Annotated in this window: 13 protein-coding genes; 2 read left to right on the forward strand and 11 right to left on the reverse strand. The window is 61.4% G+C overall.

The genetic code is table 11. The features are described 5' to 3' along the window. Window positions 1-10 precede the first annotated feature (10 nt). Window positions 11-490, reverse strand: a complete 480-nt coding sequence (locus E8Q40_RS20885; RefSeq protein ID WP_137046335.1) for an Lrp/AsnC family transcriptional regulator — start codon at window positions 488-490, stop codon at window positions 11-13. Window positions 491-738: 248 nt separating this feature from the next. Between E8Q40_RS20885 and E8Q40_RS20890 the strand changes: the two genes are divergently transcribed. Next, on the forward strand, window positions 739-2,064 hold the full coding sequence (locus tag E8Q40_RS20890; RefSeq protein ID WP_137046336.1) for an FAD-binding oxidoreductase: 1,326 nt from the start codon (window positions 739-741) through the stop codon (window positions 2,062-2,064). Window positions 2,065-2,107: 43 nt separating this feature from the next. Here E8Q40_RS20890 and E8Q40_RS20895 read toward each other — a convergent pair whose 3' ends face one another. From E8Q40_RS20895 to E8Q40_RS20935, 9 genes are all read right to left on the reverse strand, one after another. Then, on the reverse strand, window positions 2,108-3,640 hold the full coding sequence (locus tag E8Q40_RS20895; protein ID WP_137046337.1) for an ATP-binding cassette domain-containing protein: 1,533 nt from the start codon (window positions 3,638-3,640) through the stop codon (window positions 2,108-2,110). Further along, window positions 3,637-4,608, reverse strand: coding sequence for a branched-chain amino acid ABC transporter permease (locus E8Q40_RS20900; RefSeq protein ID WP_137046338.1), 972 nt, complete (start codon window positions 4,606-4,608; stop codon window positions 3,637-3,639). The genes E8Q40_RS20895 and E8Q40_RS20900 overlap by 4 nt, the downstream gene beginning before the upstream one ends. Then, window positions 4,608-5,453 carry a branched-chain amino acid ABC transporter permease gene (locus tag E8Q40_RS20905; RefSeq protein WP_168197925.1) on the reverse strand — a complete coding sequence of 282 codons (846 nt, stop codon included), beginning with the start codon at window positions 5,451-5,453 and terminating at the stop codon, window positions 4,608-4,610. The genes E8Q40_RS20900 and E8Q40_RS20905 overlap by 1 nt, the downstream gene beginning before the upstream one ends. A 44-nt stretch (window positions 5,454-5,497) precedes the next feature. Then, on the reverse strand, window positions 5,498-6,703 hold the full coding sequence (locus E8Q40_RS20910; RefSeq protein ID WP_137046340.1) for an amino acid ABC transporter substrate-binding protein: 1,206 nt from the start codon (window positions 6,701-6,703) through the stop codon (window positions 5,498-5,500). 87 nt (window positions 6,704-6,790) lie between these two features. Then, window positions 6,791-7,912 (reverse strand): iron-containing alcohol dehydrogenase, encoded by a 1,122-nt coding sequence (locus E8Q40_RS20915; RefSeq protein WP_137046341.1) that lies wholly within the window; start codon window positions 7,910-7,912, stop codon window positions 6,791-6,793. A gap of 14 nt (window positions 7,913-7,926) precedes the next feature. Beyond that, entirely contained in the window at window positions 7,927-8,130 is a 204-nt protein-coding gene (locus tag E8Q40_RS20920; RefSeq protein ID WP_137046342.1) for a hypothetical protein, read from the reverse strand. A gap of 7 nt (window positions 8,131-8,137) precedes the next feature. Continuing rightward, window positions 8,138-9,724, reverse strand: a complete 1,587-nt coding sequence (locus E8Q40_RS20925) for an NAD(P)/FAD-dependent oxidoreductase (protein WP_137046343.1) — start codon at window positions 9,722-9,724, stop codon at window positions 8,138-8,140. 68 nt (window positions 9,725-9,792) lie between these two features. Next, the gene (locus tag E8Q40_RS20930) at window positions 9,793-11,241 is read right to left on the reverse strand and encodes an aldehyde dehydrogenase (protein WP_137046344.1); all 1,449 of its coding nucleotides are present in this window, start codon (window positions 11,239-11,241) and stop codon (window positions 9,793-9,795) included. A gap of 266 nt (window positions 11,242-11,507) precedes the next feature. Then, on the reverse strand, window positions 11,508-11,951 hold the full coding sequence (locus E8Q40_RS20935; RefSeq protein ID WP_205995616.1) for a YbhB/YbcL family Raf kinase inhibitor-like protein: 444 nt from the start codon (window positions 11,949-11,951) through the stop codon (window positions 11,508-11,510). Window positions 11,952-12,386: 435 nt separating this feature from the next. Between E8Q40_RS20935 and E8Q40_RS20940 the strand changes: the two genes are divergently transcribed. Then, on the forward strand, window positions 12,387-13,061 hold the full coding sequence (locus E8Q40_RS20940; protein ID WP_246663122.1) for a TetR/AcrR family transcriptional regulator: 675 nt from the start codon (window positions 12,387-12,389) through the stop codon (window positions 13,059-13,061). A 208-nt stretch (window positions 13,062-13,269) separates the two neighbouring features. On the opposite strand, the gene E8Q40_RS20945 is transcribed toward E8Q40_RS20940, so the two are convergent. Continuing rightward, on the reverse strand, window positions 13,270-14,280 hold the full coding sequence (locus E8Q40_RS20945; protein WP_168197926.1) for a transporter: 1,011 nt from the start codon (window positions 14,278-14,280) through the stop codon (window positions 13,270-13,272). Between the last annotated feature and the right edge of the window lie 215 nt (window positions 14,281-14,495).

Here is a 14,495-nt window from a genome sequence, read left to right on the forward strand (position 1 = left end):
GGATCATGCTCTAAGAAGCCGGGAACAGCTTGGTCAATGGCAACTGAGCCTTGGCGATCGGCGTCTTCAGGACGACAAAGCTGAAGTACTTATCGATCCCGACATCGAGATCGATCAGACGCTCCATGGTCTGCTGATAGTCCTCGATGCCCGAGGTGACAAATTTGACGAGATAGTCGTAGCCGCCGGAAACGAGGTGACACTCGACCACGGAATGGACTTTCTCGATCGCGGCGAGGAAGCGCGCGAAGTCGGCCTGGCGGTGGTTCTTCAGGGTAATTTCGGTGAAGACGGTCAGCGTCTGGCCAAGTTTGGCAACGTTGATCAGGCCCGCGTAACCGAGAATGTAACCCTCTTCCTGAAGCTTCTTCACCCGCATCAGGCAAGGGCTGGGCGACAAATTGACGAGCTCGGCCAACTCGACATTGGTGATACGGCCGTTCTTCTGCAGCTCGTTGAGGATCTTGATGTCGATACGATCCAGTTTCATGGTCCGCCAAATAAAATGCTGCCCGGCACAGAGCGCCGACACCATAGCATGTTGCTGCAAAATCGCTGCCACCGGCCCGGAATGGCCCTGAAACATGGCTAACCGGCACCGTGCGAAGCGTTGGCGATCCCCTCGCCGGAAGATTTGGTGGCCGCCGCGCAAGATTGCCGCATGAAATACTGCCGGGCAGCCGTATCCGGCGCCTTCGCCACCATACTCCGCGCTACATTTGCCGCAGAGGTCCTCCCTTGTCTGCACCGCTTCAGAAAATCCAGTGCTCTCAAAAGCTTCCAGCTTCCGCGGATGTCGTGGTCATCGGCGCCGGGGTGGTCGGAGCCTTCGCTGCCTATTACCTGGCGCAGCGGGGGGTCAGCGTCGCACTGGTCGAAAAAGGCCGTGTCGGCGCCGAGCAATCGAGCCGCAACTGGGGCTGGTGCCGGCAACAGAATCGCGACGAGCGGGAGCTGCCGCTCGCTACGGCGAGCCTCGATCTGTGGGACCGCTTCGGCCAGGAGAGCGGCGAGGAGACCGGCTTTCGCCGCTGCGGTCTGTTCTATCTCAGCAATGACGAGGCGGAGCTGGCGCGCTGGAGCGCCTGGCGCGATTTTGCGCGCGGACAGGGCGTCACCACGCATATGCTCAGCGCCGACGAGGCGAGCGCGCGCGGCAGCGCCACCGGGAAGCGCTGGAAAGGCGGCGTGTTCTCGCCGAGCGACGGCACAGCCGATCCCTCGCGTGCGGTGCCGGCGGTGGCGCGCGCGATCATGAGAGTCGGCGGCAGCGTGCACGAGATGTGCGCGGCGCGCGGACTGGAGTTCGAAGGCGGCCGCGTCAGCGGCGTGGTCACCGAGGCGGGCACGATCCGCACCAGGACCGTGGTGATGGCGGGCGGCGCCTGGGCCTCGTCGTTCTGCCGGCAATACGGCATCCGCTTCCCGCAAGCTTCGGTGCGTGCTTCGATCCTGTCAGTCACGGCGCCCGGCGAAACGCTGCCGGATGCGCTGCACACCGCGGACGTTTCGATCACCAAACGCGGCGACGGCTCCTATACGCTCGCGATCAGCGGTAAGGCGCGCGTCGATCCAACGCTTCAGCAATTGCGATTCTCGCGGGAGTTCATTCCGATGTTCGCCAAGCGCTGGGCGAGCCTCGCGCCCGGCGACCTCACCGGCTGGCGGGCCGGACACGAGACCCTGGCGACGTGGCAGCTCGACCGGCCGACGCCGATGGAAGCCAACAGGATTCTCGATCCCGTACCGGACCGGAAACAGATCGACGAAACCTATCGCCGCGCCTGTCAACTCTTCCCCGCATTCAGACAAACAACGATGGCCGCGCACTGGGCAGGCTACATCGACAGCACACCCGACGGCATTCCCGTCATTGGCGAGGTCGCGGGTAGACCGGGATTCATCCTGGCGGCGGGCTTCAGCGGCCATGGCTTCGGCATCGGTCCGGGCGCCGGACATCTCATCGCCGATCTGGTGACGGGCCGCACGCCGCTTGTCGACCCGTCTTATTACAGCTTCGACCGGTTCAGCGGCGGCAGGGCCGGCCGCGTCTCGGATTTCTGAAAATCCCTTCTCCAAACGAGAACGAGAGCCCCGGCGGCACCAATCACTGGGTTTCGCCGAGATAGAGCTGCCGCAGGCGCGCATCGGACCGGATCAACGACGCCTCCCCCGACAGGGCTATGCGACCATGCTCCAGGACGCATGCACGATCCGCAATGTCGATCGCCCGCTCCACGTCCTGTTCGATGATCAGCATCGTGAGGCCGGCGGCCCGCAACTCTCCCAAGGTCTTATAGAGAAGGTCCATGACGACCGGAGCGAGCCCCAGGCTGATCTCATCGAAGATAATCAGCTTCGGATCGGACATCAGGCTGCGACCAATGGCCAACATTTGCTGCTGGCCTCCGGACAGCGCCGTTCCCGGATTGTCGCGGCGCTCATGCAAATCCGGAAACAAGCCGTACATCCGGTCAAGGCGACGTTGCCGCTCGGCGGCGTCAACGCCGCGCGCGGCAATGAGCAGATTCTCTTCGACCGACAGAGTGGAAAAGATACGGCGCCCTTCCATGCAATGAGCGATGCCGCACTGCATGCGCAAATGGCTCGGCAGCGCCGTGACGTCATTTCCATTGAACCGGATACTGCCCCCGGTCACGGCGACGGTGCCGGAAATCGCGTTGGCCAAGGTCGTCTTTCCAGCGCCGTTGGTGCCCAGAATGGCGACGGCTTCTCCGGCCCTGACGTCGAGATCGATTCCGTTCAGCACGCGGGCCTGGCCGTAACCCGCCGTTAAACCGTCAAGGCGCAGCAGGACTTCGGACGAGGCCCGCATTGCCACGGGCGGGCTTGTCTGCTCGACATCCCCGCGGACCTCAGCCTTGCCTGCCCCGTGCGTCGTGCCGAGGTAGATGGCGGCAACGTCCTTATCCGCCAAGACATCTTTTGTCTGGCCTTCGGCGAATTTGCTGCCGACGTGGATGACCGCCACGCGGCGGCAGCACTCACGCACGACCCGGATGACGTGCTCAACAATCAAGATCGACGTCTGGCCGTCGGCGATCGAATGAATGAGGTCGATAAGCTCGGTGACTTCGGATTCGACAAGGCCGGCGCCAACCTCATCAAGTAACAGAACCTGGGGCTTCAGCATCAGTGCGCGCGCAAGCTCAAGGCGCTTGCGGCGCAGCAGTGTAAGGCTCCGGGCGGTTTGCTTTGTCGCATCCGCAAGCCCGGTGCGCAGCAAATTTTCCTCGACAATCTCTTCGGCGTGACGGCGGGAAATCAGCGGATTGGCCGAATACAAAGGTACTTGCAGATTCTCGGCAACGGTCATGTCGAGGAACGGCCGCGGGATCTGATAGGTGCGGCCGATGCCGCGTCTTGCCCGCTCCGCCGCCGGGAGCCTGGTAATGTCGACGCCGCCGTAGAGAACGCTGCCGCCGGACGGCGGGAGCGCGCCGCCGATCAGGCCAACCAGCGTCGACTTGCCGGCACCGTTCGGGCCAATAATGCCAAAGACCTCGCCGCGGGGGATCGCCAAATCGACATTATCGATCGCGGTGATGCCGCCGTAGCGCTTGGTGATACCGCGCGTCTCGATGATGAAGCTGTCGGCGGGCGGCTTGCTCGTACTCATGCCAACCCCGCGCCCGAACTACGCCCCGCGAACCATGCCCGCGCCTGTCCGGCAAGCCCGACGAGACCCTTCGGCGCAAATCGCACCAGAACGATCAGAATGAGGCCGGTGATTGCGACATGCAGCTCGGGATAATCGGCCAACAATTCGCCGAGTGCGACCACCAGGATGGCGCCAAAGACCGGGCCATAGCGCAGCCCCATGCCTCCGATGATCACCATCGCCAGCACGTCGACCGACCACTGCAATCCGAACATCCCGTACGGCTCGATCGCGGCCAGCTTATAGGCCTGCAACGCGCCGACCGCGCCCATCAGGAAACTCGCCGCCATGAAGGTGAACAGCTTCACGCGGTAGGTGCGGACGCCGAGTTGGGCGGCCGCGTCTTCGTCGTCACGCACGGCCCGCATCAGGATCGACAGCCGCGAATGCGTCGCGACCGACAGGACGATCTCGGTGAACAGCAGCAAGACCAGCGCGTAGAGATACAAGGCATAAGACGACGCCCAGTCGACACGAAGGAACAGGCCGGTCGCGCCGCCAAACCAGGGTGCGTTGACCATCATGAGACGCATCGCTTCGCCCAAAGCGAGTGTCCCCACAGTGAAATACAGCCCCCGCATTCGGAACACGGCCGGTGAAACGAGCGCCGCGAGCAAGGCGCCAGCCCCTGCCCCCAGCACCACGGCAAGACCAATGGGCATTCCCGTGGCATTCAGCAGGCCGACAAGCACATAGGCGCCGATGCCGACGAAGGACGCGCTGCCGAGCGACACCAGCCCGCAATAGCCCGCCAGCAGGTTCCACGCTTCGGCGAGCACGATATAGAGCATCGTCCGAAAACCGATCTGCATCGCATAGTCGCTCAGCAGATGCGGAAACAGTGCGCCGACGGCAAAAATGCCGACGATAACCACCACCCCAAGCACGGCGCCGACGCGCTCCATCAGGCTACCCTGCCCCGCCATCACGCTGCGTGACCCTTGAGAAGCCCGCGCGGGCGGACAGCGAGCATGGCAAGAAACACAACAAGCCCGATGAGGTCGCGGTAGCCGTCACCGAGGACAATGCCCGCGACGCTTTGGAGCACGCCCAGCACGATCCCGCCGACCAGCGTGCCGAGAATATTGCCCATGCCGCCGAGCACGACGATGGTGAAATCGGTCAATAGATAGTTGGCGCCGCTCGCCGGCGTGAAAGAGAACAAAACGCCGATGAGCGTTCCACCGACGCCCGCACAGGCCGCGCCGAGCGCAAAGGTCAGCGTATGGACGCGGCGAACATCGACGCCGACGACCGCGGCCGCGCCTGGATCGATCGCGCTCGCCCGCAGATCGCGCCCGAAACTCGACCGCACGACAACGAGATGCACCGCCAGAATGATGCATACCGACACGGCGAAGCAGATGAGATAGATCAACGGAACGGAGATCGGTCCGATCTGCAGCGGTACGGCCGCCGCACTGGTTTCGATCGAGCGGGTGTCCGCGCTGAATTTCAGCAGAAAGAGATTTTCGAGAACGATAGCGAGACCAAAGGTGGTCATCATCGGCGCCTCTGCGCCGTATTTCGCCAACGGCTCCAGCAGATAGCGCTGCACCGGCAGCGCCGCGGCGCCGATCACGACAGCAACCACGATCAGCGTCACGAAAGGATCAAGGCCCAAAGCCTGCTGCAGGAAGAATCCGGCATAGGCGCCGGCAATCAGGAAGATACCATGCGCCAGGTTCACCAGCCGCATGACACCAAGCACGATCGACAGGCCGAGCGCGGTCAGCGCCAGGGTTCCTCCGAGAAGGAACCCTGACGCCACGCTGCTCGCAATGATGTCAAAACCGGGCACAATCGATCACGCCGTCAGGGAACAGGAAACAGAAATTTGGCCGTCGCCTTCGCCTTGGGCCAAACGATAACCTGCTTGCCGCCCTGCCACTGCATCTCGACCATCGGCAGCTTCGCCGTATGGTTCTCATCGAACTTGATCGGCCCGACGACGTAGGTCTTGTCGGTCTTGGCAATCGCCGCATTCACCTTGTCGGCGTTGGTCGAACCTGCCACGGCGATGGCATCGAGCAGAATTTGCGCGGCCGCATAGGAATCCGCGATGTGCTGGCTCGAGGTCTGCTTCGTCTCGCTTTCGAACGCCTTGGCCAGGTCGGCCGCGCCGGGGAAGGGGAAGCTCGGGTCCCAGTAACCGCCGACCAGAACGCCCTCGGCCAACTTGCCGACCGCTTCGCCAAACTGCGCCGGCTCGGCGCCTTTTTCGATCACCATCATCTTCGGCGTATAGCCGGCCGCCGCCATTTGCTTGCGGATGGCCACCGCTTGCGGCGTAATCGCCATGACCAGAACGATCTCCGCATTCTTGCTTTTGGCCTGAGCGATGGCCGAGCTGAACTGCGTGCTGTCGAGCGGGAACGACGTGGTTTGTACGACCTCGTAGCCGAATTCCTTGGCGAGGCCCGGCCACACCTTACCGCCCACCACCTGGCCGTCGGGCCCGTTCTCATGGAGGATAGCGATCTTCTTGTTGGTCTCGACGCCCAGATCCTTCAGCATCTTGAAGGGCGCCGACGCAAGATCCGGTTCGTGGAAGAACAGGTCCCAGGCATAGGTCCACTTGTGCGCTGCCTTGAACGATTCGAGCGGTGCGCACGCCGTGACCAGCGGAATTTTCCGTCGCTCGGCGACCAGCGCCCCGGCATTGACCAGCGGCGGCGTGCAGGAGCCGAGCATCGCGATGGCGCCGTCGCGGCCGATCAGCGTTTCCGTATTGGAGGCCGTGACATTGGGATCGGTCTTGTCGTCGCGGATGATCAGCTTGACCTTGGTCTTCTTGCCGTCGACGGTGATGCCGCCGGCCCGATTCACCTCGTCGACAGCGCGTTTGTAGCCCCACTGCGTATAGGAGCCGAAGCCCGCCAGTGGCCCGCTCAGCGGCAGCGACGCGCCGATGACGATCTCATCGGCGGCATTGGCCGCTCCCGCGGCGAGGCCTCCGGTCAGAACCGCGAGCGTCGCAATTCCATAGAACGTTCTGCGTGACCAAGATCGCATGCTCATTTTCGTTTCCTCCTCCTTATTGGCCCGCGTCATTGATGCGCAGGCGCTTTCTGTTTCTGCTCGTTTCGTCGCACCTTCTTCGTTTATTCAGCCGAGAATGCTATCGACCATCGACTTAAATTCTGTCGCGTTTGGCTTATAAGGACTGGTGAAGTTAAAGTGACTGGATGCGCAGCTTTCGCTCAGCGCTTCCATCGAGTTTAACGTGTAGCCCAATTGCCGCAAGGTCGTCGGCAGGGACAACCGCTGCATCATCGCGCGAAGCGCCTCGTGCGCGGCAACTCCGTCCGGCAGATCGAGCGCACGCTCGACATCCTTGATTTTCGCGGGCACCTTGTCGCGCAGAAATGCGAGGCTCGCGACCAGCCCGAGCGCGCTTAACACGCCGTGGTGCAGCCCCTGATCGCCACAGCCGATAGCGATCGCATGCGCCGGACCGAGCCCCTTGCCGATCGCAACGCCGCCCTCGAACGAACCGATCAGCATCTGGAGGCGCGCGTCGAGATCGTCGCCGTTGCGCGTCGCCTTTTCGACATTCGTCCACACGCGCCGCATGCCGTCGAGCGCGAGCACGTCGGCGAGCGGATTGACCGTCTCTGAAAGATAGCCCTCCACGCAATGCGACAGGGCATCGAGCCCCGTGGCGGCGGTCAGGCGCGGAGGCAGAGAGCGCGTGAGTTCTGGATCGCAAACGGCCAGCTTGGGAACGATATAGCGCGTCGTGATACCGCTCGACATCGTGACCGCGTCAGGATGGATGCCGGCATCAGGAGACGCATCCGATCCAGTGCCGGCGGTGGTCGAAATGACAACGACCGGCGCAGTCTGGGCACTGATCTTGTCCGACTGGGGCCCGAGATAATCGATGATAGCGCCCGGATGCGTCGCCAGCACCGCGACGAATTTGGCCGTGTCGATCACCGATCCGCCACCGAGCGCAATGACGGCGTCGCAGCCGTCCTTTCGGTAGCACCTGAGAGCCTCGTCCGCCCCCTGGAAGGTCGGGTTCTCCGGCACGTCAGCAAACACCGCGAACGGAAGCTCGCCCGCGAGAACGTGTTTGACGCGATCCAGGTGACCGGCTCGGACGAGGCCGGCGTCGGTCACGACCAAGGGCTTGGCAATTCCGAGATGAGACAATTCGTCGGCAAGCGTCGCAAGCGCTCCGGCCCCGGCGACAAGACGTGGCAGTTGCAGGGCAAAATTCATGACTTGCGACCCGCTCAACGACGAAACAACATTCCGATCACCGTGAACACAAGTTTTGGAGACAGGAACTTGAAGCCGGCGCGCAACTGCGCCGGCGTCAGCACCGCCTTCATCGGCATCGCGCCCATGATCTTGCCGCTGATGACCAGCCCGTCCGGATGCTTGTCGACGGCGGTGATGACGATGAGTTCCGAGCGCTCAGGCGTGAGAAACTTCATTGATGCCCTACCCGATCAGCTTATCGAAGTTGATGCCGAGATCCTCGCACGCCTTGATCGCCGTCGCGCGCCCTGCGCCGCTCACGCTCGATACATTGATCGCCGTGCCGGTGAGATACAGACGGTCGATGCCCGGAACCTTGAGCTTGCCGAGCTCCGGCGTCGGCCGGTGAGCACCGATCTGATGCAGGTACTCGCCGGCGCCGCTGACGTCGCCGCGCTGGAACATCGGCGAGTGGCGTGAGATCTCAAGCGGCGTGTCGAACCGTTTGCCCAGAATGTTGGCGTCGGTGATGTTGGTCGTGTACTCGCGATAGCGCTCCAGGAACCAGTTTCCGATCTCTTCGCCGCGCTCGTCCCAAGCCTCGGAGCCACCCTCGCGCAGATCGAACGGCGAGAAGCCATAGACCGTAATCGCAGCACGTCCCTCCGGCACCTGAGTCGGGTCGAACTGGCACTGCATGTGCGAAGCCATGGTGCAGTCCGTCGATCCGGGTGCCCAGACATCGCCATAGCGGAAATTGTCGAACAGCCGCAGGAAACGCTCCAGCGTCGACGGCGTATAGTTTGCGAGGATGACGCGGCCCGCATCGTCGCCGGCCTTGTACTTCGGCGGCTCTTTGAGAGCGAGATGCAACGGCGCGATGCAGAAGGAGCCGGTCTGAACGCGGCGGGCGCGCGCGGCGATGCCGGGATCGACGGTTTCGACCATATCACCGATCAGCCAAGGATGGATCTGGCCGATCACGGCGTTTTTAGCCTTGATCGTTTCGCCGCCTTTGAGGCGGACGCCGACGGCGCGGCCGCCCTGGACGAGCACCTTCTCGACCTCGGTCTCCTTGCGCATTTCGGCGCCATAGCTGTTCAAGCAATTGATCAGCGCCGTCACCAGCGCGCCGCTGCCGCCGATCGGAACGCCGATCGGATAAGTGTGCACCATGCCGGGCATCGTATAGAGGATGAAGCCCGTCCCTTTGTCTTCGGGCGCGGTCAAGGTCTCGGCCGAGAACTTGAGCAGATGGATGATGAGCTTGTCGCTCTCGAACCACTCGCGGCAAATGTCGAGCTTGCTCTGCATCAACGCGCGGAAAATCTCCTGCCCTTCCGGGCTTTGGTCGAGCAGCGCGAAGAACTGCCCCTGCGGCGGCGACGGCACGAACAAGCTTTGCGTCACGAGCGGCACGACCTTCATGCTCATCTCGGCGAACCGGCGATAGGCCTCGGCGTCGCGCGGTGAGATCTTGGCGATCGACTGACAGGTCCGGTCCACGTCCTTGTAGGTGATCAGGCTGGTCTGATCGTCGAAGATCGTGGAGTAAACGGCGTCGGGGTAGAGATACTTCAGGCCATGCTTCGACAGCAGCTTGAGCTCGTCGTTGAGGATCAACGGGTTGGCCTGGATGTTGACGTGCAGCGAGGAATGCACATCGAACTTGAAGCCGGGCTCCAGAATTTCCTGGGTGACAACACCGCCACCAAACCAGTTGTTGCGCTCGAGGATGAGCACTTTCTGGCCAGCTTTCGCCAGATATGCCGCCGTGGTGAGACCGTTGTGCCCCGACCCGACAACAATCACGTCATATTCGTTAGCCATCGTACTTCCTACCTTGCATATGCTGCTGCACGCCGGACCCTGGGCCCCGCGGCGAATGATGCGATCAATCAGATCGGATAGTGCTGGTCCGGGTCTTCGACGCTGACCCAGTGCATTTCCGTGAATTCATTGATTCCGGCGTGACCGCCGAAACGGCCATAGCCGCTCGCCTTCATCCCGCCGAGCGGCATCTGCGCTTCGTCGTAAACGGTCGGTCCATTGATGTGGCAGCAGCCGAACTCGAGGCGTCGCGCAATCTCCAGCGCCCCTTTGACATCGCGCGAGAAGATCCCCGCTTTCAAGCCATATTCAGTGTCATTGGCGACCCGGATCGCCTCTTCAACGCCGTTCACCCGCACCATGCAGGTCACAGGACCGAACGACTCCTCGTAATAGATCTTCATCTCCGGCGTGACCTTGTCGAGCAGCGTCGGCTGCATGATCGCACCCTCGACCGCGCCGCGAACGAGCGCCTCAGCGCCTTTGCTGACGGCATCGTCGATCAATCGATCGACCCGCTGCGCCGCCTCTTTGCTGATCAACGCCCCGAGAGGCGCGTTCGATTTCATCGGATCGCCGGCGCTGAGCGACTCGACTTTCTTCTTCATCTTCGCGGCGAACTCATCGGCGATCTTGCTGTCGAGCACGAGCCGTTCGGTCGACATACAAATCTGGCCTTGGTGCATATAGGCGCCAAAGGCCGCCGCGCGCACGGCGTTATCGATATCCGCATCTTCCAGCACCAAAAGCGGCGCCTTGCCGCCCAGCTCCAGGAGGACCGGCTTGAGATACTTGGCGCCCAACGCAGCGACAACGCGGCCGACAGCCGTGGAGCCGGTGAAGTTCACGCGGTGCACCGCGGGATGAGCGACAATGGCCTCGACCACTTCGGGCGCGTCCTCGCGCGTGTGCGTGATGAAATTCATCACCCCGGGCGGCAGGCCGGCGTCGATCATCAATTGGGCGAGCAGAAACTGCGTGCCCGGGCTGTTCTCCGACGCCTTCAAGACGACGGTGTTGCCGCAGGCGAGCGCCGTGCCGAAGGCGCGAACCGCAAGAATGATCGGCGCATTCCAGGGCACAATCGACAGAATGACGCCGACAGGGCGCCGGAATGCGAAAGAGTACGAACCGGGCTTGTCGGCGGGAATGATCTCGCCCTTGATGTGCGTGGTGATGGATGCGGCTTCACGCAACATCCCGGCCGCCAGTTTCACGTTGAACCGCACCCAGGGCATGGAGGCGCCGGTCTCGCCGATCATGCTTTCGACAAAGGTCTCCGCCCGCTCGTCGAGCAACTGAGCCGCCTTCAGCAAGATGTCGCGTCGCTCATTGGGACCCGTTTTGGACCAGGCCGGAAAAGCCTTGGCACACGACTCGACGGCCCTGATGGCATCCTGCGCTTTGGCTGCGGCGAACGTTGTTACGGGGGCTCCGGTCACCGGATTGGCGCGAACCGCCACACCCGCTCCGAGCGCGGGAACGCGCGCATTATCAAGCAGCAGCCCTGCATCCATGACGATCCTCACCAGCCAGTGTTTTTCTCGGTAGCCCGGAGGAAAGCAAAAACTGAGAGTACTGTCAAAACTTTTTGAGAGCTTTCTCAGTTTTGTGAAATGCCGGTGCTCGGCAGGCGGAGGAATACATCTCTATCGCTCTCCCGGACGGGCAACGCGGCTGCGGCGCAACGGCACCGCAGCCGCGTCGATGGTGCGCAGAAATGGTCCTATTATCGGCCTTCAACAGATGCTTTCCCGGCTTGCTCAACCTCCCGCTTTCGCGGTCAATGACCGAAGCGGCCAACAAGGCCCGTTGCCGCGATCGCGTTCGACCCGATTGCCTCGAGCAACTGCGTTTGCGTCAACCCGGTCTGCAGCGCTCCCGGCTCCAGCTTCGTCGCGACCAGCGTGAAAACATAATGGTGAGCCCCCGATCCTTTGGGCGGGCACGGTCCAAGATAGGCATTTTGGCCAAGCACGTTCCGGCCACCGACAAGTTTGGCTGACGCATCCGTACCCGCTCCTTCGGGGAGCGAGTTGGCCGCGCCATCGATCCCATAAGCCAGCCAATGCGTGACGCCCAGGCCATTGCGCCCTTCTTGGTCATGAACGATCAGCGCGAAGCTGCGCGTCCCCTGAGGCGCGTTGCTCCACTGCAAGGGAGGCGACACATTCTCGCCGACACAGTTCGGATTGGCGGGATTCTTGCCGGCGTATTTCACCGCCATCACGGCATTGTCGCCGAAAGCCGGCGACGTCAGTTGAAAATGGCGCTCCTGCGCATGCGTAACCTGCCCAAAACCGAAAACAATCGCCAAGGCCGTCAACAGAAGAGCCGACAGAGATAAACGCACGCCACAGGCCGACGATACACAACGCATGGTCTTCCTCCTCATATTGTTGTTCTAAGATTGACCCAACTTCACCCGTGCCACCCCAGTTCGAACGGCAATTGCCGAGCGTCTCGGGCGCTCGCGACCGGCATTCACCCACGCCGCGGACGGCAGTCCACCTCCGTTGCGGGATAAATACCAGTTCGAGCATAATGCTTGCGCATAACCCCAGAGACTGCAATCAATCGCATAGGCCACCTCGCATTCCGAGCGAATCTTTCCGCGAGTGATAGACTTCGAAAACTGGGCTAATAGAGGACTTCGAACTTGGTGAGAACCAAGCGCTTCAGAACAATCGCCACCGATCAGGACAAGAGCGCCCGCACGAAGGCGCTTCTCATGGACGCCGCAGTAACGGCGTTCGCCAAGCATGGCGTCGAGGGCGCGGCGATCAGCCAGATTACGTCCATCGCTCAGGTCGCCAACGGCACCTTCTATTATCACTTCCGCGACAAGGCCGAGTTGGTCGACGCGGTGGCGCACGCGATCGCGGCCTCTCTCGTCGATCAGGTCGACAACGCCATCGGCGGCGTTACCAATGGTGCCGAGCGCGTCGCACTGGCGACTCAGTACTTCATTCATATCGCGGCCGCCGACCCTGAATGGGGCCGTCTCGTCGCCGAGGCAATGGTCAATACAGGTCCTTTCAGAACCCAAATCTCGCGCGGCATTCGAAAGGACGTCGCCATCGGCATCGAGCAAGGTCATTTTGATGTGGAGCTCACCGATCTGCTGCTGACGAGTTTGTTGGCGATCGTCGGTACCGCTATCAGGGAGCGGCTGGACGATCCTAAGGCTGCCCACTCTGAGGGCGCTGCCGCCGAAATGATCTTGCGGGTCCTTGGCTTACCGCCCCAGTCGGCCCGCGCGCTGCCGACCCGCGTGATCGAAAAGTTTGGCGACGTTGCCCAGCGGCAGTCGAACCGTCCTGCCCGGAAAGGTTAGGAGTCGCGTTCCGTAGCGCGTCCTAGATCACTCTCCGGGGTAGGCAGAACCTGTCTACACGAATGAGCTTGCTTCGTTGAACCGGCGGGCCGGCAGCGTTTGCCAAAACCGGACAATTTCAACTCAGCGCAGCCGGAAAAGGAGAGGCCGAATAAGCGGCCTCCCTTCGCCAAGTCCAAACCTACTTGGTCGTGAGCTTCGACATTCGCTAGCGTGACTTGCCCGCAGAAAGCGGCATCGAGAAGTTAAGCCAGAACAAGTTCACGCCCATGTCGTTCTCAGTATGCACCGCGTGCAGATATTTTGCTGATACCGTCATGTGGTTCTGGAAGGTATAGGCGAGCATCGGCCCGATCTTGACGTGTTGGATCCTCGATCCAGCACCGTTGGTATTGTATAACGCACCGGCCGGCACGACCACACCGTTGATGGTGTCATCCTCGATCTGCTGGATAAAGTTGCCGATCACGCCGAACTGCCACGGTCCGGAACGCTTCACAGCCGTAACATCGAGGAAGTAAGTCGTCCCTGAATGATAACCTGTAATCGTGTTCTTAGTATTGAAGTCGAGCACGTTGTTTAAGGTGATGTTCCAGTTGTTGCCGAGATAGCTAACCGCAAAGTACGGCTCAAAGGTCCAGAAATTATTGGCAAAACTATCGGCGTCGACTTGCTCGCGTCCTGATCCCGATCCCGATCCATTGAACGCGAACCGGTTGTAGGTATGAGTAAAAGTACCGTCCTTTATATAGATCGACGCCCCGGATCCAATGAACCAGCCATTGCCGAGATTCCAGGACAACATGACCGGCGTGACGATCGTGTTGAACATCGCAGTCGTCGTTACGGACGGGTTCCCGCCTGAATACGAGGTTTTCAGATAGGTAAACGGCTGGGTAATCATCGCCGCATACCTGGCCCCGAGAAATTCCACGCCAGGAACCCACATCAGTTGGGGAGATACACCGAAAGTTACGGACTTCGGTTGGCCAACTCCCGCTGCCGGAATGCTGGCGTTACTTCCGGAATCACCTTTTAGTGAACTCCATTTTGGGCTTAGAGACAGGTTGAAGTACCAACCGTTCGGAGGCAACGCCCCCACCGGAACGCCGGTGGTCACTCCCGGCAGCATTGGACTGAACTTCTCCATGCTGACGGCTGAGCTGACGGTCCACACCGACATGACGGATGCAATACAAGCGCCCGCTGCAAATCTCATTATGCAATTCATAATTATGCCCCCACACTATGCGTTTCCCAGGGGGTTGCGCGCGTTGCGACGCTTTCGTGATATTATAAACCCCTGACCCGGTTGCTAGTTTATCGGGAGCCAGCATTGTTCAGAATGCTCAAGAATATCGACTTCGGCACAGATCGTACTTTTGTTGTTCTCAATATTTGTATGCGCGCGCATGCTCAAATGCTGCACTTGCA

It is taken from the genome of Pseudolabrys sp. FHR47 (assembly GCF_005153485.1).
Classification (GTDB): domain Bacteria; phylum Pseudomonadota; class Alphaproteobacteria; order Rhizobiales; family Xanthobacteraceae; genus Pseudolabrys.

Excerpts from the sequence above, each read along its gene's own strand:
- E8Q40_RS20885 (WP_137046335.1), bottom strand. The coding sequence starts at position 490 with ATGAAACTGGATCGTATCGACATCAAGATCCTCAACGAGCTGCAGAAG.
- E8Q40_RS20895 (WP_137046337.1), bottom strand. The coding sequence starts at position 3,640 with ATGAGTACGAGCAAGCCGCCCGCCGACAGCTTCATCATCGAGACGCGC.
- E8Q40_RS20900 (WP_137046338.1), bottom strand. The coding sequence starts at position 4,608 with ATGGCGGGGCAGGGTAGCCTGATGGAGCGCGTCGGCGCCGTGCTTGGG.
- E8Q40_RS20910 (WP_137046340.1), bottom strand. The coding sequence starts at position 6,703 with ATGAGCATGCGATCTTGGTCACGCAGAACGTTCTATGGAATTGCGACG.
- E8Q40_RS20915 (WP_137046341.1), bottom strand. The coding sequence starts at position 7,912 with ATGAATTTTGCCCTGCAACTGCCACGTCTTGTCGCCGGGGCCGGAGCG.
- E8Q40_RS20920 (WP_137046342.1), bottom strand. The coding sequence starts at position 8,130 with ATGAAGTTTCTCACGCCTGAGCGCTCGGAACTCATCGTCATCACCGCC.
- E8Q40_RS20925 (WP_137046343.1), bottom strand. The coding sequence starts at position 9,724 with ATGGCTAACGAATATGACGTGATTGTTGTCGGGTCGGGGCACAACGGT.
- E8Q40_RS20930 (WP_137046344.1), bottom strand. The coding sequence starts at position 11,241 with ATGGATGCAGGGCTGCTGCTTGATAATGCGCGCGTTCCCGCGCTCGGA.
- E8Q40_RS20935 (WP_205995616.1), bottom strand. The coding sequence starts at position 11,951 with ATGGCGGTGAAATACGCCGGCAAGAATCCCGCCAATCCGAACTGTGTC.
- E8Q40_RS20945 (WP_168197926.1), bottom strand. The coding sequence starts at position 14,280 with ATGAGATTTGCAGCGGGCGCTTGTATTGCATCCGTCATGTCGGTGTGG.